Genomic DNA, 25,367 nt, shown 5'->3' on the forward strand with positions numbered 1-25,367 from the left:
ATATTAAAGGGATAAACTTAAACCAGCTACAAACGATCTGCCCCTAGGATAGGCACTAAAATCAACGCCTGGAGTAAGCGGGTTATTAATTACACTAACTTCCGGATCATAACCAGAATAATTGGTAAATACATGAAGATTATATGCAGTAAAATACACCCGGGCATTTTTGATTTTTACTTTCTCGAGCCATTTTTTTGGGAATGTATATCCTAGGCTCACATTGTTTATTCGTAGAAATGAACCATCTTCTATCGCGTAATGGGTTAATCTGCCTCCAGTAACCCCTCCAATAGATGCTACTGTATTTTTTCCACTGTTCAATGCTTCCAGTTCAGCTGGGTTGGTTACCAGTTGGCCAGCTGCATTTATATTGGTCCATCGTTCAACCTGAAAAGCAAGGTTACTATTAAAATCACCTGATATACCTAGATTATTCTGAATATTGGCGTTGTAAATATCATTTCCATAGGTAAAATCAAAAAACACACTTAAATCAATGCCTTTATAGCTAAAGTTATTGTTTATACCACCTGTAAACTTAGGATTTGCATTTCCGATAACCGTACGGTCAAAATCATTAATCAAGCCATCCGGAGTACCATTCGGACCACTTAAATCTGCGTATTTAGCATACCCTGGTTGCACAACTGTACCATTATTCACTACACCAGTTTTTAATGTATAAGTGTTTGTAGTGGCATTGAAATTAAAATCATTCACTTGATACAATCCATCACTGATATAACCATACATAATACCAACAGGTTGTCCCACCTGTAAGATATAATCATTAAAAGCTGTATTATAACTGCTTACCAACAAGGAATTTTCTTCATTGCTCAATTTTAAAACTTTTGTCCTACTGAATGCAATATTGAAATTGGTATTCCATTGAAAGGCGCTATTTTTAATATTGATAGTGTTTAATGTAAATTCGATTCCCTTACTAGAAGTTTCACCAATATTTTGGAGCTGCGTGGTGAAACCAGAGCTGGCAGGAATACGCGTATTATAAAGTAAATCTTTAGAGCGGTTATCGTAAATATCTGTAGTAAGCGTTATTCTTTGCTTCAGTAAACCTAAATCTAAACCTAAATTACGTTGCACCACCGTTTCCCACTTTAAAAATGGATTAGATAAATTAGACTGGTAAGCAGTGCTGATAATTTGATTGTTTAAAGGATAATTACCAGTAACGAATGTACTTAGTGATGCGTAATTGGCAATCCGGTTGTTACCAGAACTGCCATAGCTCAGACGCAACTTTAAATCAGAGAAAATTTTGTTGCCTTCCATAAAAGGTTCTTGTATTATGCGCCAAGCCACCGCTGCTGATGGAAAATAACCAAATACATTTTCACTTCCAAATTTAGAAGATCCATCTCTCCTTAAAGATGCGCTCAATAAATATCTACCTTTATAGGCATAATTGCCTCTGGCGAAGAATGATAATAGTTTATCATCCTCGGCATAAGACGATGGAAAACCAGCTACAGTACCAGCACCTAGGTTATCAAAGCCATTGTTCACCACTGGAAAACCAGTCGCTGAGGCTGAAAAGTTTTCTAAATAGTTGTAGATGTATTCCTGTCCCAAGGATATATCCATTTTATGGTCTTTCGCAAAGGTGTTGGCATAGGTAAGTACGTTATTAAATGATATACGCTGCGCTAGTGCATCACTAATGCTTCCACTTGGTCCACCACCACGAATCGCCTGAATATTGGTGGCATCGATGAATGTTTTGATCTTGTTGGTTTGACTGGTATAACTAATCAATCCATTATAGGTCAGATGATCAATAATATTATATCTAGCAGTAGCGCTGGCGTTTAAACTCTTTATGGATTGTTTGATTTGACGTGAGTTCAGCGCAATCAGAGGACTTTGAAAAGCTGGACTGCCTTGGTTATCCAAAGGGTCTATAGCATCATCCAGTAAATCGAGATCATTATTGTTTTTCCCGTTTATCGGGCGGTATTGAAGTAATGTTTGCAGAAAACTCAGTCTGGCATTCCCTCCGGTTTGCGTCCCTCCTGTTCCATAGATTGCTTGATTGGAATAATTTACGATACCGGTCACCACACCTTTTTTCCCGATATTGTTGGTAACGGTAAGTTTAGCAATATCCTTATTTGCACCACTATTCAACAATAGTCCATCATTAATATTTTTAGAATAAAAAAGATTGTATCTGATTTCGCTGTTACCACCGTTAATGCTTACTTTATGGTATTGATTCATCACTGTTTTACCTAAAACTTCATCTTGCCAGTTAATTCCCGGCCTGTCACCATAATTGAGCTGCAAAGAATCAAAAGAACCATAAGTAGTAATGAAGCGCTGAAGTCTTGTGGCATCGCGAATGGAATTTTCGTAAGCATACTGTGCATATTGAAGCGGGCTCAATACAGGCAAATATTTGCTGGTAATTCTGGCACCTACGTATCCATCATAATTTATAGTAGTCTTTCCGCCTTTAACTTTCTTGGTGGTTACTAAAACCACTCCATTGGCACCCCGAGCGCCATAAATAGCAGTGGCAGAAGCGTCTTTTAATACATCAATAGATTCAATATCCATCGGATCTAAAAAAGCCAACCCTTCGGTTTGTGGTACACCATCCACGACATATAAAGGTTCATTACTTTGGGTTATAGATGTTCCACCTCTAATTTTAATCGATGGTTCAGCACCTGGATCCCCGCTGCCCACAGTAACCTGCATCCCGGCAATCCTTCCCTGCAATGCCTGGGCAACGTTTTGAACAGGCACTTTCGCTATTTCAGTACCACTGATGGATGAGACAGACCCCGTTAGACTACCACGGGTAGTTTCTTGGCCATATCCTGTAACAACCACTTCATTAAGTGTATTGGATTCATCTTGTAGTTTAGCATCTATAGTTGTTCGGTTATTCACACTGATTTCTGTCACTTTTGATCCCACGTACCTGTAAATGAGTATTGCATTTGAAGGAACTTTTATCTGATAGGATCCATTTTGGGAAGATACTACAGCATTCTTGGTGCCTTTTTCGAGAATTGTCGCGCCTGGGATTGGTTGGTTGGTTCCATCTCGAACCACGCCTTTTATTGTAATCACATTTTGAGCTTGTGATACCGCGACTAAGCATAGCAGACATAATGTAAATACGATCTGTTTCATTTCAGTTTGGTTAGTTTGGTAATTTTTCTAGAATATGTTGGTTAGTTTATTTTGATATTTTATCTGCTAAAACCTGATTGCAAAAATCTGGGTATTTTCAACAACGAATCTATGTTATAAAATTCATTCCGGGTTTTAAATTTGATTAAATCATTCTCAATATTGATTAATACTGCTGTCAAACGATCATCGTTTGTTTAACAGGTTCGATTGCACCGTATCTTTGAAATATGTTTGCGGCACAGCCCAATAATCCTGCTCTGTTACCCAATCCCGCGGCAACAATTTGGGAATATCCTGGCCCAGTGGGTACGGCTAATGCCAATACTCTTTTTTCGATCTCCCTAATGTAAAATGAGCCCGATTCACTGATGCCTCCACCAATAATTACTCTTTGTGGATTGAACAGGTTGATAAGACTTACAATACCTGTGGCCATATACTCGAAATGAGATTCCATTACCTCTATCGCCTCGCTCTCCCTTAACATATACCTATTGACGATATATCGTGCATCAACGTGCTCAGGAGCATCTATACAGATAGACTGATAGTGGTTGACCATTGCCGTGATCGAAGCATAGGCTTCCAAACATCCCCGGGCGCCACATGCACAAGCCTTACCTTTGTGGTTGATGATCATGTGGCCCAATTCAGTTCCCCTGTTTTTGAACCCGCCATAAAGTTTACCATCAATCAATACCGCACCACCTATTCCAGTACCCACAGTTAGAAATACTGCGTCACTACAGTTTTTGGCCGCACCATAAGTCAGCTCACCCAGGCCCATCAGGTTTGCATCATTATCAATAATGATATTTTTTCGGGTAATCAATTTTAAAATATTGCCAAGCTCTACATTTTTAAACCCCGGCAAATTAATTCCACCTGCAATTACGATATTATTCTCAATGATGCCGGGAAATCCTACACCGACACCAAGAATCGAATCGGCATATCTTTTGGTACAATCATTAATGGCTTCAGTCATATGGCCGATTACGGCCCCATGCGTCTTTACGTTTTTCAGAGAAATATTGGTTGAGTACAGAATTTCACCACGCGGATCTACAACCCCACATTTTATGGAAGATCCGCCAACGTCGATACCTATTGCATTTAATTGGTTCATATTAAAACAGTTATTTAGGTTGAGATAAATTAAGATCAAGATCCGCTTGGATGTGGAACCTAATCAAACCCTAAAGTACACTCATATCTAAACTTATACTTTCAATTTTAGCCTAAAATATTTAAGTTTTGGCTAATGCTAATCATTCGAATATCTGGCAAATATTCTGTGGAAAGGCATTTAAAAAAGGTTTCCATCAAGAAAAATCTTAATCAAAATCAAAAGCATTTTAACTAAAATCAAAATTAAAAATGCAGTGTTCAACTTAATTTCACAATTGCTTATTCAGCAGATTATTCAACCAGCAAAAAGATAAAGCTATCAAATGAAAAACATCCTAACCATATTCTTCATTAGCGTTCTAACATTTAAAAGTTATGCACAACAAGACACGCAATGGTTCACCAAAGCAACCCGTGTAGCAGCGTTTCAACTGAAGAGAGCCGCAAGCGCATATAGCCCGGGGAAAAACCCGCGTTCGGTTAATCCTGATGGGACAGTCAGGTTGGCACCGTACAAAGACTGGACAACTGGATTTTTTCCAGGTTCATTATGGTATGGCTATGAACTTACAGGGGATAAAACCCTTGCTGCTGATGCTAAACGCTTTACTTTAGCCTTAGATTCGGCAAGATATATTACCAATACACATGATGTTGGTTTTATGCTCTACTGTTCTTATGGAAATGCCTACCGCATTACTGGAAACAATGAATATCTACCAGCACTGAAAGATGGGGCAAAGCATTTATTAAACCGTTTTGATCCAAAAATCGGAGTGATCAGATCATGGGACTTTGCCTGGTGGAACTATCCGGTTATTATCGATAATATGATGAATCTGGAATATTTATATTGGGCTTCAAACTTTCTACAGCAGCCCAGCTACGCCAAAGCTGCAAATGCTCATGCATTAACAACGCTCAAAAACCATTTTAGAAAAGATTTCAGCTCTTATCACGTTGTAGATTACGATCCGAAAACAGGCAAGGTCATCCGTAGAGCAACACACCAAGGTTTGACTGATGAGTCGGCCTGGGCCCGCGGTCAGGCATGGGGACTTTATGGATATGCCATGTGTTATGCCAATTCTGAAGACGAGAGGTTTTTACAACAGGCTGAACACATCGCGGCTTTCATTATGAACCATTCCAAAATGCCAAAAGATAAAGTACCCGCCTGGGATTTTGATGTTCATAACGCCCTTGATACAGCCGAGCGAGCGCCCAGAGATGCTTCAGCCGCAGCAGTTATTGCATCAGCATTATTAAAACTGAGTACACAGGTTAAGGATGGCAAGAAATATTTCACCTATGCAGAAGATATTCTAAAATCCCTTTCATCTGATGATTATCTGGCGAAACCTGGTGATAACAAATATTTTATTTTGAAACACAGTGTTGGTGCTTTCCTTTATAATTCAGAAATTGACACTCCACTTGACTATGCAGATTACTACTACCTGGAAGCCCTGAAACGTTATAATGAAATCAAAAAAATTGATTTAAAATCAATGAAAAAAAATTAATACAACATGAAATTAAAAGTATTAACATCCCTGATTGCCCTTGCAATTTCTAGTCTAAGTTTGAAAGCGCAGCAAAGTCCGATTTCAAAGGAAGACTTCGACAATATTAATTTGACCTATCCTGGACTGGAAAAAGTAAATCAAAGTTTTCAATTAGCGAAGTACGATCAAGCTGCCCAAGAGCTATTAGTTTATTATCGTAATCGAAAAAAAATTCGCCATCCTGAATTTAATATAGGAGATGAGCAGCGTTTCAAAGGAAAATCCATTGGGGCAGCAAACCAAGAGAAAGCAGATAATGCATTGCTTCATAAATTCCAGCCACATAAAGGTTATGGATTTTTCGATTACGGAAAAGAAATCAACTGGCAGCTTTGGCCAGTAAAAGATAATGAGGTAAGGTGGCAGCTTCATCGCGTATATTGGTGGCAATCTATGGGATTAGCCTATAGAAGCTCGGGAGCGGAAAGATATGCGGCGGAATGGGTTTATCAGTTCCGGGATTGGGTGAAGAAAAACCCACTAGGCCTTTCTGCAGATAACGATGCTTATGCCTGGAGGCCATTGGAAGTTTCAGAAAGAGTGCAAAGCTTGCCAGGAACCTTCAACTTATTTCTGTCTTCAACTCATTTTACTCCAGCATTTTTAATGGAGTTTTTAAAATCTTTCCATCAGCAGGCTGATTATATCCCACAACATTATTCTAAAGAGGGCAACCATCTATTGTTTGAAGCCCAGCGAGTATTATTTGCAGGGTCATTTTTTCCTGAATTTAAAGCATCGCCATTCTGGAGAAAGAGCGGAATAGATATATTAAATACCGAAATTACAAAGCAGGTTTACGCCGATGGGATTCAATATGAATTATCCCCTGTTTATCATATCGCATCCATCGATATCTTTCTGAAAGGCTACAATGCGGCTAAGATGGCTGGTGTGGAAAGTGAATTTCCTGAAACTTTTAGCAAAACCATTGAACATATGATCATGGCCAACATTGATTTTTCCTTTCCTGATTATAATGCGCCGATGTTCGGCGATTCATGGATTGCTGATAAATCAGGGAGAATCAAACAATATCAAAATTGGGCCAAAAGTTTTCCGGAAAATGAAGTGATCCGATACTTTGCAACTGAAGGTAAAGAAGGAGAACTCCCAGATCACCTCTCTCATGCATCTAGCAACGCGGGTTTTTATACTTTCAGGAACGGCTGGAACGACAAATCGACAGTGATGGTTTTAAAGGCTAGCCCTCCAGGAGAATTCCATGCGCAACCCGACAACGGTACGTTTGAGCTTTATGTGCGGGGTAGAAATTTTATGCCTGATGCAGGAGCTTTTGTTTATAGCGGCGATGCGGAAATTAATAAGCTTCGTGAACAATATCGACAAACCAAAATGCATAATACACTAACCTTGGATGATCAGAATATGTTGATCACAAATGCTAAACGAAATAAATGGAAAACGGGTAAAATGATGGATGTATTAACATTTACCAACCCGAGTTATAAAAACTTAGATCATCAGCGAACTGTTTTTTTCATTGATCAAAAATACTTTGTTATTATTGATCGAGCAATCGGAGCAGCAACAGGAAAACTAGATATCCGATTTCATTTAAAAGAGGATGCCAATCCTGTCTACGATGAATCAAAACGCCTATTATACACAACCTATGGCGATGGAAACAACTTATTGATACAATTGCTTAACCCCGATAAAACAACACTCTTAGAAGAGCAAAGTAAAGTTTCTTACGAATATAGAAAAGAAATGCCCCGACCAGCAGTAGCCTTCCAGAAACAGAAGACCGATGCAAGAACACCATATTTTATCAGCGTAATTTACCCTTTTACAGGCAAAAAAGCTCCGGAGATTACGATAAAAGAAAATACTGGAAATGACTCTGTTCAAGGTAAAATAGATTTCGAGTTGATGATCAACGGAAAAAGCCAAAATATTAAATCCAACATTGATAAGTGATGGATATTTGTCTCATACTATTGTTAAACACAATTTAACCGAAGGGAATAATGAAAAACATAAATCTTATATCGCACAAACTTTTGATATTTATTACACTCATAGCGATGTCATGCAGTAAAGAAAATACTATTAAAAGTCAGGATAGTGCTTCAACACTATCCTTCAGAAGTAAAAACAATATTGAGAAAGTGAGTGATACATTTAATAATGGTGATACAATTCTTAATGTAAATTACGAAACTGGAACTTTTGACTCAGGAATTTCAGGCGTTACAGCCACGCATGCTAGTGCTGCAGATGCCGCTTATATGGTAAATCCCGCAAATAATGGCAGCAATTATGCTATAGCTCATAAAATCGTATATGGCGATACCGCATATAATTCTGATGGAAACATACGAAGTGAAAGTGACGCAGTTGCTATACAAAGTGCGAGGTTTTTCCCTGGAGACGAACGTCGTTATGAATTCAGTGTTCTATTAAAAGACTGGACACCTTGGGTTTCCGGATCTACCTACGAAACAACCATCTACCAACTTAAAGTATCAGGCAATTCTACATCCGGATCTGGCGTTCCATTGCAATTCCGAACGGCCAGAAATGCAATGCGCCTGAGATATGAGGGCTCCAATACCCTTAAAGATATTCTTTCAGACTTACGACCATATATAAACCAGTGGTTAAATTTCAGGGTGGATGTACTATGGGCAGATGATAATACTGGCTACATGAAAACCTACATGAAACTACCCGGACAATCAAGCTATACTTTAGTGGATGAGAAAACGAACTTTCGAACGTTTGCTGGAAATGTCAGTGTTGGAAATGTAGGCTATATCAAATGGGGAGTATATGTCACTCAATCTCCCTTGACTCGTATTGCTTACCATGACAACCTCAGAATTATCAAGTTGCCACTATAATAAAATCTAGAAGAAATTAACAAAGCCATAGGAAAAATATAATGGAAATTAACCTTTATGGTAAAACAGCATTAGTTACCGGTTGTAACAGAGGTATTGGAAAAGCGATGGCTATTGCTTTGGCGGAAGCCGGTGCGGATGTTATCGGCATATCAGCGAATTTGGAATTAGCTGGTAGCGAGGTTGAAAATGCAATCCATGGATTGGGTAAAAAGTTTTATCCCTATCAGTGTGATTTTGGGGATCGTGATAAAATGTATGAGATTATCAATAAGGTCAAGAATAACCATGATCGCGTTGACATCCTGGTCAATAACGCTGGAACGATATTAAGAAAGGCTATCACAGAACACTCAGATGAAATATGGGATGAGGTCATTGCTATCAACCAAACTGCTCCGTTTATTTTAAGTAGGGAATTTGGCAAGAAAATGGTTGTAAGAGGCGAAGGAAAGATCATTTTTATTGCCTCTCTACTATCCTTTCAAGGTGGAATTAATGTATCGAGTTATGCCGCAAGTAAAGGCGCAGTTGCATCATTGACGAAGGCGTTTGCCAATGAATGGGCCGCAAAGGGAGTAAATGTCAATGCGATTGCACCTGGTTATATTGCTACAGACAACACTAATGCGATTAGACAAGATGAAGAGCGGAATAGCGATATTTTAAAAAGAATCCCCATTGGAAGATGGGGAAAACCCGAAGACCTCAAAGGCCCGATTCTTTTTTTGGCCTCGCCAGCCAGTGATTATGTTCATGGAACAACTTTAGTTGTTGATGGAGGTTGGATGGGCAGGTAACTTCCCATCTAAATCCCATTACAATCAGCGTTGAACAAAAGTAAGGTTCGAACTACCCGTAAGGCAATCTATATATCTGGGCACCTATAAGAGCTAACTTACAATAGTCAAATCCAATTATAATTTATTTCAGGTTAATATGGAGCAAATGCTTAGGAATTTCTCTATTCATCAGGACCCTTCGTAGGGTATAACAATAGCGAGTAATACTATAAAAAATTCCGCCGGCTTACCCTAAAAACCTCTGAACCAGATAAACTATTGTTAACATTTGAACTAGGTTCAGGCTGTAAGGTGGATGGCATTCAAACAGGAGCAAATGTGACTATCACTTCACTAATTGATTGTTATCTTGATCAGAATTCATCAGCACTTATGATCCTGACCAGTGTGTTAGCTACCCTCTTTTTGAAAACAAAAAGTATGAGATGGCCCATAATTTCTAATTGAAAGTCTGCGACGGCCTAATATCATTAAAATTATTTAGCGAACGAGCTTCCTAAAGCGCTCAGAAATGCTAAACGCTTTAGGAACCTATTTGTAATCTATTGCAACCATGCGTTACATTATCATTTGCTCCGAGAATGACTTCTCTGAACCCGTACATTTTCACCAAGCGAAATTTTGCAGCATACACTCTAATACAATCTATTACTCGCTTTCCAGAGGAATCTTGGCTTTTGCTATAAAGGAGTCCAGGTTGCAATCAGATGAGTACAATTATGCAATATCTATAGAAGGCTTGTGATAGTTTCTTATGAGTGTTGCGCAAACAATAATTGTGTTTTGTACTCATCTAATTTTTCAAAATCAATAAATAAAATACCTTTAATAGAATTAATAAAGCCCTAACTCAGCTATTGCAGCATTCTGTGTACCATCCCAAGATGTATTGGCGATGAGCTTAAAATATCTGATGGTTTGTGGGCTAGCAAATTTAAAATATTGCGTTCCATCTGTTTTTACAGCAGTAAAATTTCCTTGAGAGATAAAGTTTATACCATCTGTGCTGGTTAATATTTGGAAATCTTTTATCGCTCTATTTGATCCTTGACGATTTTGAAGTGCCACACCGTTGGCTGTTTTGTTGCCACCCAAATTTATTGTTATAAAATGTGGAAGCGTTCCAGTTGGTGATGTTGACCATCTGCTATGCCAAAAGGTAACTGTACTATTATCTATCACATTTGCTGCAAATCCGTTTTCCCCGGTTTCCTGGGAACTGAACCCTTGAATTGTCCATCCGGTTTTGTTGAGTTCTGCATGGTAATCAAATTTAATTGCAGGAACGCCATTTTGAAACGTATAATTATAAATGTGCTGCGTTATTGTACCATTATTGTGCACAAACTTGACTTTTAATTCATACGGCATTCCATTTGATTTCTCCCAAAATTCATTGACTGGCATGACTACGTTAAAACTATCGGTACCTATTACAGGGCTTACCCATGTAACTGCATTATAATCCTTATTTGTACCAGTGCCTTCATTATTTACATTAGGATCATTATAATACAAGATTTTCGCTACATTGCCAGTTGAGGTAAATTTACCTGAGCAAATAATGGCATCTTGTGTAGTAGAATAACTTGCGTAGATTCGTGGAATAGTTGTCACGACATTACTATAATACGTGTTGGTATTATTGTTAAAAACCTCGTTGTTGTTAAAAACTGCTGCATCAGCAGCTGCGATAAAGGTTGGCGTTTTCCCTAGCGTATAATTTCCGCCACCCATTAACGCGGTGCCAAGGATGTTTTTTTCTGTAACCCATTCTTTATCATGGGCAGCGTTGAAGGCATGGCCCATTTCATGAGCAAGACCACCAAGCCATTTTGTAAAGGGGTCGGTTCCGATATTGCTGATGTTGAATCCAATATAATCCATTACATAACAATATCTTCCTGTCCCATAAAATGGATTGCTGTTGTCAGGATTGCTCCCCCCACTAAATGATGGCATAATGATTAAGACATGCTGACTTTGTTTCATGGATGGGTTAGCAGCATAGAAATTATTCACTTCGGTTACGCCCAGATTTCCATCGAAATTAGCTTTAGATTGCGAACTCTTAATTACATTGACTTGAACCAACTGCGTTGCTGGATCTTTTGCCAGACCAAAAGTTTTAGGACCATAGCCGTTTCTATCCATTTCCTGAGCGTAGAATCCCTGCACCCATTTCAGTACGCCGTCAAATCGTTTTCTAAAATTGGGTATGGTGTCTAAATCTGTGGGAATCAGATAAACAACCGTCATATTTCGGTTATTAGATTGAACAGGGTTCGAGGCTATACTGACATTTTTCTGTAGCGGATCGAATTTTAGTTCCCCTATAGCAGGCGCTTTTTTGCAGGAGAAGGCATGGAGTGTGATAATAGTAATTAATAAAAATAATTTTACTGTCTTTTTCATTTTAGTTAAATTAATAGTACATCATTTGGTATGTATAATATTCTCTTGTTTTTACTAATACAATACAATAAGTTGTTCCCAGGCTTTAAGGAGATTCAAGTATAAACTTCTTTTATCCAGCGCCTTATTTTTTCCGGACAATGGATAATCTATTATTCCATTTGCACCAGAATATTTCGCTATTCGGTCCAATATATTGGTATCAAAGTATAATCAAAATGGTGAAATTCAGACCCAAGCAGAATAACCCATACGTTATTCAACTTAAATTTCATGTCCCCGTGGTTAATATTTGTACACGTTTATTTCTGCTAAGTGGGTAGATGTTATAGAGGCACTTGCCGATTGAGTTGCCGTTACCTTTATATATCGCCAGTATGCGGGTGTAATCGTGTAAGACTGTCCCGTTTTTATTGATGGATCGAATGGAAGATTTGTGCCCAAGGTTGTCCAGGTATTTCCATCTTTACTGGCTTCTAGATTGAATAGAGTAAAGCCGTTATTGTTATTTTGCCTTGGGATTAGTTCGACTTTGGTCACGAAAATTTCGTTTTTCATGTCAACACTAAGCCAATGTGGAAATACAGGTGCGGGCGATTGCCATTTAGAATGCCAGTAGGTGGTATTATTTCCGTCAATGGCAAAATCCGCCTTACCATTTCCAGAGCCCTCTCCAACCAGTTCCTGACTGCTCGATGCGGCTACCCAACCTGTTTTCACTGCTTGAACCTCTGTAAGTTTTGGGGCCACGATAAAAATCGTTTTGTTACCACCAATGGGATATCCATCAGCGCTTGTGATGCTTATTGGCAGCACATAATCTATTTTATCACTGAACTTTTTAGGAAAATAACTAAGCTTTACGAGTTCGGAGTTCAGTTGTCCTGCCATGATCGTTGCCGATAATGTGTTAAGCGAAAAAGCATCAACGGGAAACTTTTGGTATGGGGTTAGGCCCTGTGCTACTCTAACAACATTTAGGCTATCAAATGCTTTATCATCAATCGCTAACTTCACGTTGATTGCTTTAGAAGGAAGCCCTAGGGCACCGAAAGATGCGTTGAACTCAAAGGTACGTGCTTCATCCTGGTATGGAAAGATGGTAAGATTCTGGATATTGCCAGTAGATCGTGCAATATAAACTTTAGCGCCAGACTTACTCTCTGTTTGAAGAGAATAGGGCGTCTCTATTTTTTTACATGCTGAGAGCGCAATTACGATTAGGACTACATAATTGCTCAGCTTGAATATTTTTTCTATCATGATTATATTATGTTAAATTAATACCCTGGAAATTGAACGAGTTGTTTGTTCCTATCCATCTCATCTTGACCATATGGATAAAAATAGTACTTTCTTTGCCATGGAGCTCGTGTAAACGCAACTGTCCTTTTATGGAAATTCGGATCAGAAAGTGATGAACCGGCATCGACATTCATACCAAACATTTGTCCACCTTGTTTAAAACCAATTTGCTCCGGGACTTTCCATCTACGGACGTCAAAATACCTCGAACCATTTTCAAAACAAAGCTCCACTCTTCTTTCCAGCCTAATCTGGCTTCTTAATTCTGCTTGAGTGGTACCACTGATCGCAGGAATACCTCCTCTTAGTCTAACCAAGTTCAGGTACTTCAATATCTCAGGATTGCCTGGATCGCTTTCGTTTAATGCTTCGGCATAATTAAGATACAATTCGGCTAGACGAATAAGCATTGCGGGACGCTGAACGAAAACATAGGGACTAAAACTAAATGTTGGATGAATATTCTTTCTGGCAGTATATCCAGTTTTTGGCCAGTTTCTGGTTTCACCTGCCTTGCCCGAATTCCCAGTATAATAGTATTCCACTCGATTCTGTCCTGCCTTGGGTACCCCGGGGATGACAGCCCCATTGAAGCTGATATCAACATAAAATCTAGGTTCACGATTGACATACATCATATTCGTACCTGCAGCGTAATAAGAATTTCCCGTGGAAGTATAGGTATTTTCATTGTATCCAGATGAACCAATGGTAGCGCCATTGCTCATCCGAAAATCGTCTACCAATGACTGTACAACAGCCATCCCGTTGTATGGAGAACCCTGTACCGTTCGCGGAGCAGCATGATATTCCCAAATGCCTGAATTGTTAGCTGTTCTGATCCAAATTCCTTCGGTCCTCCACCCATCCCAATATAAATTTCGGCAGGAAAGAAATGCTGCACGGAAGGGATCAGCGTCTACGACCTTATAAAGCGCTTTACCATTTGCTTCCGCTAATTCGATAGCAAGTTTTGCAGCAGTAGCAGCTTTTGTCCAGCGAGCAGGATCGTAGCTCTGATTGAACAGTTGCTTTCCATTTAGATTCTTAAAATCAGATAACTCCAAGTTCCCGTTAAATAGTGGGCTTGCGTGGTAGAGTGTAATCTGGGATTCCACCGCGCTAGCTATCATTTGATTAATACGACCAGTTTTAGTAGGATCAAAATCTGAGGTCCCGACTGTGAAATTATTCACTGGCAGTTTCTGCTTAGCCTCAGCAATCTCCTTTAGTACAAAAGTGACGCATTCGTCCCATGAGCTGCGTGGGATCTGGTAATTATCTTCGGGTTTTCCAGAAGTGAGTGGCATGATTTCTACAGGACCGTACTGTCGCATAAGCAACCAATAATAATATGCCCTTAAAAATTGGGCTTCACCTTTATATTGTTTAATAATTTCACCTCCATTGTTGAGTGCTAATATTTCTTGATTCTTATCAATATTCTCCAGAAATATTGTGGCGAGTCTAATTTTCTCGTAGTAACCCAGAGCGCCCATATTTACAGATGTTGCAGCCAAAGAGCCACTATTCATTCCCGGATTTTCCCAATTACTAAAGTCAAGCTCATCGGTCATAACCGAAAATTGGAAACCTGTCCGTATGTCCCAAGGGTCATAAAGGGAGCTATACAGACCGCCAAGCCATCTTTCAGATTGGCCTCTATTTGTAAATACTCCATCTATCGTGACAATATTATCAGGGATAGTATCGAAGAATCCTTTTTTACAACCTGAAGAAAGCCCAAAAGCGATCCCCATTATTAAGATGATAATTTTGTTGAATTTCATGATTTTATTTTATTGAAAATTAACACGTAAGCCAATATTATAGGTACTGATATTTGGATAGGATGCTCCTCTCCCGTCGCCCAATTCCGGGTCCCAAAGTTTCCACTTCGAGAAGGTCAGGAGGTTAGTTCCATTAGTATATATTCTGACTTTTCGGATACCGACCTTTTCGAATGCTTTTGGACTGAAAGTATAGCCAAATTCTGCGCTTTTAAGTCGCAAATAGTCTGCGCGTTGAATCCACCATGTGCTAGTAAGGTAGTTTGTGGTAACATCTTGATTAGTTGACAATCGAGGATAAAAAGGGCGTGGATTCGTATTCTCCGGTGTCCACCTATCAAGGACTTGTGTATACATATTGCCGCTGGTGGCACCGTTTGAGAATGGAGTTGTCCCAAAGCCTCCAGAGTAATTAAAATCTACCTGCCCTGCGCCCTGAAAAAATAAGGCCAGGTCAAATCCTTTATATCCGCCACCAAAATTTAAGCCGTACACAATTCTAGGGACTGCACCATAACCGATCGCAGTTTGATCATCTCCATTAATCACACCATTTCCATCCAGATCCTTATATCTAATGTCTCCTACCCTTATGTCTCCCGCTTGATTAGGTGCATTATCAATCTCTGTTTGAGATTGAAAAAGTCCTGTGGCAATATATCCAAAACGCTGGCCAATTGGTTTGCCTACCCGATCCAAATAGGAATATTTCCATGGTGCGAATCCATCTACAATATTTTTATTGATGTTGTAGTTGAATACCCCTCTAAAGCTTACAAAGGCGCCGGCACCAAAATTTTTGGTATAATTTAAAGTCGCATCCAGACCTTTATTATCTACCTGACCAATATTATTATAAGGTAGATTAGCAAACAAGAAACCTGAATTGTAAGGTAGAGAGGCATTGGTAACTAAAATATCCCTCCTTCTTTCGCTAAAGAGTTCCACGATTAATTCCAAGTCATTGTTCAGAAAGTTCATTTCCAAACCTAAATTCTGACGGTATGAGCTTTCCCATTGAACATTTCCGCCAATCCTAGTTTCGCTATAGCCCAGTACAGAACCCGACCCGGGATTTTCACCAAACGAATAGCTGCCACCCGCTCCTATCGTAGTAAGGTATAAAAACCTCAAACTTGGATCCAGTAAGGCAGCATTGCCAGATATTCCGTATGTGTACCGGACCTTGAAATGGCTTATAATCCTCTTCAATGGCTCAAAAAACTTTTCATTCGAGACAATCCAACCAGCGCCAATTGATGGAAAAAAGCCATAACGTTTATTGGCTACGAAGTTGTCTGACCCTGAGTAAGAAAAATTTCCCTCAAAGAAATACCGATCATTGTAACCATAAGTTGCCCGCCCCACAAAATTTCTTTGTCTATAAGGAATTGCACCCTTGTAACCTGCTGCATCGACCCTAGATTGTGCATCGCTGAAGTCGGACTGGTTGAAGAGAATTAAACCACCGAGATCGCTTTTGCCGAACTTTCTTGAATAATTTAGTGCACTTTCAATGTAGAAGCGTCTGTCGCCGAACCGCGTAATACCGAAAGACAAGTCATTGGTTCCAGGAGTGGTGATTTGAGTAAGCAAGTTTCCCTGCGCATCCCGACCAGTTGCATAATATGTCTGTAACGTTCTGCCTCTGCTGTTATTGGTTGAACTATTTACATCGTAGGCAAACATAGCAGTAACATTCAGGCCTTCGGTCAGCGCATTTAGGTCTTGTGTAACCTTTATATTTGATCGGATCACATTATTAAATGAAGTGTTGACACCGGATTGGGTTAGTGCCATATAAGGACTTATTCCGGAGCCTATTAATTGGGGAAACTGTCCATTGCTGTACTGTATAGGAATTGTATGGGGCGGTGTTGAAGTTGCGAGATTAAAAATCTCATTAACCCCATAATTGGGAGCGTTGTAATTAGTAATATAACCATTCACTCCAAAATCCAATTTGGTAGTTCTGGTAACATTCAAATTAAGGTTACTCGTGAAATTAAAGCGATCAAGTTTTAAAGTTGAGTTGAAGGACTGAACATCATCTGTTTTGAAGATGCCTTTTTCACCAAAATATCCAGCTGAAAGGTAATAGGTAGCATTTTCAGATCCACCATTCACATTAAGGGTTAAACGTCGATTCTGACCATAATCATTAAAAAGCTCCTTATACCAATTTGTATTAGGATTCAAATCGGGGTCGATTCCGTTTGCGGTTTTATTAATAGCATCTGGAGTATAAATTGGAGACCTTCCTCTCATGGTAAGCCCTTCGTTATATAAATTCATAAACGTCGGCCCATCAATGAACTCAGGCAGTGCGGTAAATCTATTTATTGCTTGATTAAACTCAGCATTCACAGTTGGTTTTCCTGCTTTACCTTTTTTAGTAATAATTATAATAACCCCATTAGCTCCACGAGTACCATAAACTGCTGTGGCAGAAGCGTCTTTCAGAACGGTAAAGCTCTCTACATCTTCAGGGTCAATATTGTTAATACTTCTATCAGGCACCCCATCAACAACTAAGAGCGGTGTTCTAGGACTAGAACCGAAAGTTGCTATTCCTCTAATAAATATGTCCGAACCATCGCTTCCAGGTGCACCACCCCTTTGGTAAGCCACAACGCCAGCAAGTCTTCCTGCTATAGCATTAGTCAGATCTCGGACCGGCAGTTTTAGCTCCTCTGATTTTATTGTTGCTTGAGATCCTACCAAGCTTGCTTTTTTTTGCTTTCCATATCCTACCACGGCCACTTCATTGAGGTTGCCCTCTTCAGGCTCAAGGGTAACGTCGATATCTATCTTATTTATTACCGATGTAGTAAATATTTTATATCCCACAAAAATAAATTCCAGTTCGTCTGATGGCTGAACGTCGATTGAATATCGCCCTTTTTCATCAGTAACAACCCCCTTACTTGTACCTTTAATCTTTACGGACACGCCTGGCATGGCACTCCCAAGCTCGTCTCTGACATATCCTGAGACCTTAAGTAATATGGGAGTGAGTTTAATAAACGATGTCGGCCCTTTACAGGAGCTTAAATCATGGGCATAAATATCTCCATGCCCGATAAGCATGATAATGCCAAGTAGTAAGTAATAAATTCTCATAGTTTGTTTTTGATTAGTTGATTGTTTGTTTTACTTAAATGGTTCATTAATTAAACCATCTATCATTTATGATAGGTTATGCGTGGTAAGAATATGTGATTGAAAACCTCATCCACCAGTTACCATGAATTCGATTACCAAGTTCCCAACTGCATTTTTTCCTATGCAAATTTTCCTACTTTATTTGTAATAGCCCATTGTTGATTGCACTTACTTTTGGCACCCATTATCAGCATTCCCAATTGTCTCTATTGGCCATTGAATGCTAGATAAATTTGGGAACGTGTTTTTGCTAAATGGTAAAACTCCTGTATCAATGGTGTCAGGTGGCAATAAACCCATTGTTGGGTACGGAGGACAGTAAATGGTACAGCTGTAAGTGGCCAATCGAAAACGCCTGGTTTCCTTGACCGTCGAGGAAGATGAATTGTTCATTCAGTCAATAGTTTGTTATGTTACATTATACTTGGTTGTTGGCTATTGATTCAAGTACGATTAAGTCAGCTATCCTTAAATCTTGGAATAAAAATTTTTTTAGTCCAAAAGCCTGACACTAAATTACCTCAGTACAAAAAATAAAAGCTAAAGGGATGTTACCAAAACAAACGCAAAATAATGAACGCATAACTATCTATTTAACAGATAATTATAAACAACAAAAATTAGGATTGAACAAAAATCCAATCCAAATAGCAGGATACTATAAATAAAAAATGAGAATTAAAATAATTTACCGGTAGTGAGGTCCACGATTTTTGGGTTAACAGCTTTCCCTATGCCACTATAGACAATTTTGATTCCAAGAATTTTTCCTATGGACTTTTGATAGCTGGTTATGAATATTCTCTTTCCGTTAAGAGTTAACCAAACCCTTTTATTTCGCACTTCGAGTTTAACATCCCCTCCATTTTCCGGATCAAATGCAAGTTTGTCCAAGACCTGGTCCGTACCTGTAGCTTTAGCTTCAGAAAAACTGTACCGGGATAGTGCAACACAGCTTTTTCTAAAAAGTGTTATAAGGTGCCTATCCTTTTCTCCAAGAATAATTAATGTTGTCTCTACACACTGTACCCCTGGACGACTCTGTTCAACAAAGACTTTGGTTGAGAAAATAAAATTATCGCCATTAACATTTGACCGGTGGATGTTACTAAAGCCAAGTAAAAAGGGTTTTTTAAGATCCAAACCGGCAGAGTCCAGTTGTGTTTCTGGAACATAAATATTTGCCGGATCGATGGGCTTTAACTTAGCAATAGGAAAAGCCCTAGAAGTGTCATTACCAGAGTTGGCCACCCAGCCTTTGGTTTGTAGACAGACAGATACGGTGTCAATCGGAATATTTTTTTTAAAAAGTGTAACGTAAACTACGCCTGGATTTTTGAAAAAACGGGTCACTGTTTTCCCTGAACTAATTGGTGCGGGTAATGCCTCTTCTTTGGAATCGATATAATATCCTTGCGAATTATCAATTGAATGATTGGACTTCACTGTGAATACAGCACTATGAGGCACGGTACCATAAGGATTTTCGCAGATTAATGTCACTTGTGGACTGTTTTCCTGGGAAAGACGATAACTAAGGAGGACAAATACCGCTAGAAAAAAAGCTATTACGGAGAATACGATTCGCTTGGTCGATTGTTTGCTATTCTGCGCCAAGACGGGAGGCAGTGGAGGCGTCGGGGGTGAAACTGTTTCTTCTTTTTTCAATGATAAAAACACCAATTCAAATTCATACCAACTTTTGAAACCAACAAACTGAGCAAGAGCATCTCTGGTTGCTTTTTGAGGAAAATACCTTTGTGGAGTTTTTATGCGACCGAAAATGCGCTTAAGGGTGGTATCGCTGAGGTAAACTTTGGTCTGTTTGCCAAGTCTGCTACTTAGTGCATTATAGTCATCCTTGCGCCATTCGTTTATTGGTTTTCCACCCATTTTGACGATAATCTTCTGACAACAATCATCCAAAGCGTCAAACAAAACCTGCTTATCAACATGAACAGAATTAGAGCTCATTTATATATATATATCTAATTTTTAACAACTTAAGGCTTCATAACATTGCTATAACTTTGTCGTTATAAAAAATTAAGAATAATCCAAAGTCCCAATATATTTACATTTCCAAAGCAAAGTTAATAAACCTAAAATTACATTTTAAGTTAAGCAAATGACAAAAAAAAAGAATTTTATATTATGCAGTCTGCTCATGACCATAGTTAACGGGTATGCGCAGCAGAATATCATAGTAACCACAAAAAACACCGCCTTAACATTCACAGTTGATGCAGATAAAAGCTTAATAGCTTCCTATCTGGGAAAGAAACTTGAAAACGAAAATGAGTATCCTATTATCCCAAATCTGGACAAATACAAACCTGGTTCTGATGACCTTTTTAACAAACACGAGGCTTATGTTGCTTCGGGATCATTAAACCTTTTAGAGCCAGCTTTATCCGTTACCCATGCCAACGGAAATAAGTCCACAGTGCTGACATTTTCTTCTGTAAAACAGGACAAATTAGACAATAACCGAACGTTGACCACGATTGCACTAGAGGACGGGCAATATAAATTTAAAGTTGTATTAAAATACCTCAGCTATTTCAATGAAGATGTAATTGAACAGTGGACAGAGTACGTGCATCAGCAGAAAAAGGCCGTAACCTTAAACAAATACGCTTCTGCAAACATTACCATTCCTGGAAATGCATTTTTTTTGAAAAATCATTATAGCGCGGGACTTAGAGAAATGAGATCTGAGGAACAACAACTGCTGCATGGCATTAAAACAATAGATTCCAAACTTGGTACAAGAGCAAATTTGTTAAATTCCTCCTCTTTTATGCTTTCTGTCAATCAACCTGCAACAGAGGATAAGGGGGAAGTAATTGCAGGATCCTTAGCCTGGTCAGGAAATTTCAGACTGGACTTCGAAAATTTTGACGAATATTATTTACGCATCACTGCCGGCATCAACAATTTCTCTTCAAATTACACGCTTAAACCAGGGGAAACGTTTACCACACCGTCCTTTATCTACACCTATTCATCGAATGGGAAAGGGCAAGCCAGCAGAAACCTGCAAAATTGGGCGCGACATTACAAGTTGGCAAACGGTCGTGGCGAGCGTTCAACCTTATTGAACAATTGGGAGACAACTTATTTTGATTTTGATGAGGATAAGTTAAAAGAATTAACCATGGACACCAAGAAGTTAGGTGTAGATGTCTTTTTACTTGATGACGGCTGGTTCGGTAACAAATACCCACGAAACGGCTCAACATCGGGGCTGGGGGACTGGGATTATAACAAAAAAAAGCTTAAAAACGGAATCAGCTCAATCGGACAGGAAGCAACCAAAAATGGTGTAAAATTCGGCATATGGATTGAACCGGAAATGGTGAACCCCAAAAGTGAGTTATATGAAAATCACCCGGACTGGATCATCCGACAACCTGGAAGGAAAGAATATTACATGCGGAATCAACTGGTACTTGATCTGACTAATCCGAAAGTTCAGGACTTCATATTTCAGATTATTGAAAATATTTATAAGCAAGTACCAGATTTGGCTTTCATCAAATGGGATTGCAATTCATTGATATACAATGCACATTCAACAACTTTAAAGAACCAAGATCATTTTTACATTGAGTACGTCAGAGGGTTAAATAACATACTTAAAAAAGTAAAGGCTAAACATCCCAATACACCCATGATGCTATGTGCAGGAGGAGGTTCCAGAGTGGATTACAATGCATTGGAAAGTTTCACTGAATTTTGGCCAAGCGATAATACCAATCCCTTCGACAGGATATTCATTCAGTGGGAATACTCCTATTATTTTCCTGCTATCGCAATGGACAATCATGTAACCGATATGGGCAAACAAAGTTTAAAATTCAAAACAGATGTGGCTATGATGGGTAAGCTGGGTTATGATATTCGTGTCAAAGAAATGGATGCGGCTGAGCTAAAATTTACGCAAAATGCAATCAAGCAGTACGATAGCTTTAAGAATATTATCTGGCATGGTCAGCAATATCGGCTGCAGGATCCATATCATCATAAAATTGCATCCATAGCCTATGTAAATCCAAATCAGGAAGAAGCTATTGTGTTTAATTATTACATGGCAACCACTTCTGCTACAAATGTTAATTTACCAATTAGACTTAAGGGATTGAGCAGTCATAAAAAATACAGGATTGAAGAAATCAATTTGTATCCTGGTGCAAAATCACCTATCAGCAGTGATCAGATATATAGCGGAAATTTTTTGATGGAAGTTGGATTTAATCCGGAAGTGAGTGCTAAAAGATCCAGCGTAGTATTGAGGATAAAGCAAATATAAAACTGCTGCTGCTATGATTAAATTAGTATACTGACAAAATTTGGATATTTTGATTTAGAGGCAAAGTTTGGCTCAGGGGTATTAGGAAGAAATAAAACTGCAGGGCACAATTCTTTGTTTTTTTCATTGATATCAGATATCTTTGAAGCAGTGATTAAAAAAAACTTACGTACTTGAAGATAAATTTGTTAATTACCGTATGACATCGACCTAGCCTATTAAAAGTCGTAAAATAAAATGTGTTATTTTTTTGATAGGCAATATCCATACATTTATTTCAACCATGATTTATGTTTTCCTAATCATAATAGCCAACGTGTTTATCAAAATTTTGATCCTATTGGTTATGGTACACCATCATGTCGATGGAATGGAAAATTAGTTGCAGCGGCTCAAATCTGCAACCGTAGAACAGATGATCTCTCCCATCCGGAACAATACCAAATATCAAAACATTTTTTTTTACAATGTTCATCCTTGATGATGGTACTCAAATAAAACGTGGAGAAAAGCCTTCTTATTGTATGGAAACAGGATTGGCAGCTCATATAGTCTTCATATTTAAGGTTAGACGGGGCAGGTGTTGTATTTTTAATTAACTTCCAACGGTTTGAAACCTGATGCGAGAGCCTAACCAACAACCTTCAGAAGTAGAAAGTGGAGTACGACGGTATAAATAGCACCACCGCCTACTAGCCACAGATAATAAATTTTTTCATCTGAATGCATTACCAATCCGCTCGCACACCCTGTTGCGCTTAAACGGTATTTTGCTGCAATTGCGACCTTCCTAAATATAAATGATTTCAGCGACAAAAATATATTACTCGCTGGCATAATTCCATTCCAGTCCAATACGGTCTTACTGTTCGTATGCTACGGTGAAATTTCTACCTACCCTGTCAACAAAATACTATGGAAAACATCTTAATCAGTTAGATTGAAGAGGATTGATAAAAAACATGGAATTATTTTGAGGTATGAAGATAATCAATATCACTTTGTCGAAAAAGCACTGGCAGCACAAAACAAAAACAAAATTGAGATCCTGTGGTAGAGTAGTGAATAATCATATCATTAGCTAGGCAGTAATTTTGCATACCAAAAGTCTGAATTAAGCCATACCACTTGAATGATATGGCTAATTGAACATTATTTCGATAGTCGAGTTGAAACCTAAAGCGGATTCTGAACAAGCCCTGGATGTATCAACATTTGAGACTGAGGTATCAGCTCAATAATATTGTTATCACTCCACTTAATGATACTAATAGGTGTATTTCCTGCCAAATGGGTTCCCGGATATCTTCTATCCATGTCCCGCTTATTTCTAAAAACATCAAATTTACGGTGCCCTTCATAAGCGAACTCCAACCTGTCTTCATCGAGTACCAGATCCAACACGGGTCGACTATTTGGTAACGCATTTGCACTGAATAGACCATTTTGAGGAATACCGGCACGAGTACGAATCAAATTGACATCAGCTAATGCTTTTTCGTTCTCGCCCAGTTTTGCAAAGGCTTCGGCACGGTTAAGGTACATTTCAGCTAATCTAAATACTACTGGCGACCAAAGCTGAGGTTGATTTTCCTGGTTAGAACATTTGATAATGTAATATTTAGGATAACCATTTCTATTTGCCATTTCCGGCTCGATAGTAACTGCCTTCCTCGTTCCTGAAGACAAATTAGCGAAATAGCTGATGCGCCCATCAGGACCTGTTTCTTTCTCCAGAAAGCGGGTGGTCGAACCTTCCAGGTAGCTATAATCGTTAACATTAACCTTCGTCAGCTTTAGGCTTTTATATTGGAATGCATCATCGGCATACAGTCCGGTAACAACACCATTATTTAAGTACACAGGGGAAATAAACTTATTTCTTTCATCTGTTGGATATTTTCTTAGCAGCTCAATGTAAGGCTTCGAAGCATACATTTCTCCGTAACCTACATTTTGAATCACGGAATAAATAGAACCAATATTACTAAATCCAGCATCAATCAAATCAGCATTTGGGATAAATTTTACGGCAAAAATAGTCTCTGTATTGTCCTCAGGTCTAATTGTAGGATAACTTGCAAGACGCTGGGTTGGAAGTAACTGGTAGCGGCCGCTATTAATAACCAGGTTCGCATTATCTATGCATTTTTGATTATCTCCCATATAGAGGTAAACACGTGAAAGCAGCGCATAAGCTACTTCTTTAGAAGCATAGGCATTTGATTTCTTTTGATTTAAAAGCGAAACCGCTTTATTTAAATCACTCAATACCTGTTCATAGACCGAAATAATGCTGGTCCTTACAGGAATTTGATTTGGATCAGAGTTAGTTTTGATTGGTATACCGATTCCAGCAGAACCATGTGAGTACGGCTTTGAAAAGACATTCACTAAGGTAAAGTGTAGATAAGCCCTAAGAAAGTAATTTTCGCCAAGCAGCTGGTTGGATTGATCGGATTTGCCTTCTTCGACAGTTTCAATCATTTTATTACATGATGCGATCACCTGATAGGAATTTGTCCAGAAGCTCGTTGTCAGCGAATTGGCCTCCAATCTTTGATAGTTATAAAGATTGAAAAGGTGTGAGGTGGTCGTACCGCTCAATGAAAGATTGTCACTACCAAATTCCATTACCCTATGCCATCCTAAAGCCATTGTTTTCAAGCGAGCATAGTTACCATCGGTAACAGACTGAAGGCTACCTTCTGAGCCACTCAAGTCTTCTGGTGTAAGGGAGTCATATGGCGTACGATCGATGTCACAGCCAACAAAGTGTAAAGCGATTGCTAAGAAAGCTACTATTTTAAATCTTTTCATGATTGCTTATT

The 25,367-nt window shown here is 38.8% G+C and carries 13 protein-coding genes; 5 read left to right on the forward strand and 8 right to left on the reverse strand.

The window, feature by feature from the left end; all coding sequences use genetic code 11:
* Positions 1–3: 3 nt before the first annotated feature.
* Together R2Q70_RS19155 and R2Q70_RS19160 are read right to left on the reverse strand one after the other, a co-directional pair.
* Entirely contained in the window at positions 4–3,171 is a 3,168-nt protein-coding gene (locus tag R2Q70_RS19155; protein WP_316809159.1) for a TonB-dependent receptor, read from the reverse strand.
* A 178-nt stretch (positions 3,172–3,349) separates the two neighbouring features.
* Complete coding sequence (locus R2Q70_RS19160; protein WP_316809160.1) at positions 3,350–4,303, reverse strand: ROK family protein; 954 nt, start codon at positions 4,301–4,303, stop codon at positions 3,350–3,352.
* 325 nt (positions 4,304–4,628) lie between these two features.
* Here R2Q70_RS19160 and R2Q70_RS19165 point away from each other — a divergent pair, with 325 nt between their 5' ends.
* The 4 genes from R2Q70_RS19165 to R2Q70_RS19180 all read left to right on the forward strand — a co-directional run bounded on the left by R2Q70_RS19165 (position 4,629) and on the right by R2Q70_RS19180 (position 9,543).
* A complete protein-coding gene (locus tag R2Q70_RS19165; RefSeq protein WP_316809161.1) occupies positions 4,629–5,831 on the forward strand; it encodes a glycoside hydrolase family 88 protein in 1,203 nt (400 codons plus the stop codon).
* A 6-nt stretch (positions 5,832–5,837) separates the two neighbouring features.
* On the forward strand, positions 5,838–7,817 hold the full coding sequence (gene hepC / locus R2Q70_RS19170) for a heparin-sulfate lyase HepC (RefSeq protein ID WP_316809162.1): 1,980 nt from the start codon (positions 5,838–5,840) through the stop codon (positions 7,815–7,817).
* Positions 7,818–7,924: 107 nt separating this feature from the next.
* The gene (locus R2Q70_RS19175; protein ID WP_316809163.1) at positions 7,925–8,743 is read left to right on the forward strand and encodes a heparin lyase I family protein; all 819 of its coding nucleotides are present in this window, start codon (positions 7,925–7,927) and stop codon (positions 8,741–8,743) included.
* 41 nt (positions 8,744–8,784) lie between these two features.
* On the forward strand, positions 8,785–9,543 hold the full coding sequence (locus tag R2Q70_RS19180) for an SDR family oxidoreductase (RefSeq protein ID WP_316809164.1): 759 nt from the start codon (positions 8,785–8,787) through the stop codon (positions 9,541–9,543).
* An 837-nt stretch (positions 9,544–10,380) separates the two neighbouring features.
* Here R2Q70_RS19180 and R2Q70_RS19185 read toward each other — a convergent pair.
* The 5 genes from R2Q70_RS19185 to R2Q70_RS19205 form a co-directional block, all read right to left on the reverse strand.
* On the reverse strand, positions 10,381–11,961 hold the full coding sequence (locus tag R2Q70_RS19185; protein WP_316809165.1) for a discoidin domain-containing protein: 1,581 nt from the start codon (positions 11,959–11,961) through the stop codon (positions 10,381–10,383).
* A gap of 285 nt (positions 11,962–12,246) precedes the next feature.
* Entirely contained in the window at positions 12,247–13,224 is a 978-nt protein-coding gene (locus tag R2Q70_RS19190; protein WP_316809166.1) for a discoidin domain-containing protein, read from the reverse strand.
* Positions 13,225–13,241: 17 nt separating this feature from the next.
* Positions 13,242–15,056 carry a RagB/SusD family nutrient uptake outer membrane protein gene (locus R2Q70_RS19195; RefSeq protein WP_316809167.1) on the reverse strand — a complete coding sequence of 605 codons (1,815 nt, stop codon included), beginning with the start codon at positions 15,054–15,056 and terminating at the stop codon, positions 13,242–13,244.
* Between the two features lie 9 nt (positions 15,057–15,065).
* A complete protein-coding gene (locus tag R2Q70_RS19200; RefSeq protein ID WP_316809168.1) occupies positions 15,066–18,179 on the reverse strand; it encodes a TonB-dependent receptor in 3,114 nt (1,037 codons plus the stop codon).
* Positions 18,180–18,899: 720 nt separating this feature from the next.
* On the reverse strand, positions 18,900–20,195 hold the full coding sequence (locus tag R2Q70_RS19205) for a hypothetical protein (protein WP_316809169.1): 1,296 nt from the start codon (positions 20,193–20,195) through the stop codon (positions 18,900–18,902).
* A gap of 193 nt (positions 20,196–20,388) precedes the next feature.
* Here R2Q70_RS19205 and R2Q70_RS19210 point away from each other — a divergent pair, with 193 nt between their 5' ends.
* Complete coding sequence (locus R2Q70_RS19210) at positions 20,389–22,536, forward strand: alpha-galactosidase (protein WP_316809170.1); 2,148 nt, start codon at positions 20,389–20,391, stop codon at positions 22,534–22,536.
* Positions 22,537–23,712: 1,176 nt separating this feature from the next.
* On the opposite strand, the gene R2Q70_RS19215 is transcribed toward R2Q70_RS19210, so the two are convergent.
* Positions 23,713–25,356, reverse strand: coding sequence for a RagB/SusD family nutrient uptake outer membrane protein (locus R2Q70_RS19215; protein ID WP_316809171.1), 1,644 nt, complete (start codon positions 25,354–25,356; stop codon positions 23,713–23,715).
* Positions 25,357–25,367 lie beyond the last annotated feature (11 nt).

The organism is Pedobacter agri (assembly GCF_032678665.1).
Classification (GTDB): Bacteria; Bacteroidota; Bacteroidia; order Sphingobacteriales; family Sphingobacteriaceae; genus Pedobacter; species Pedobacter agri_A.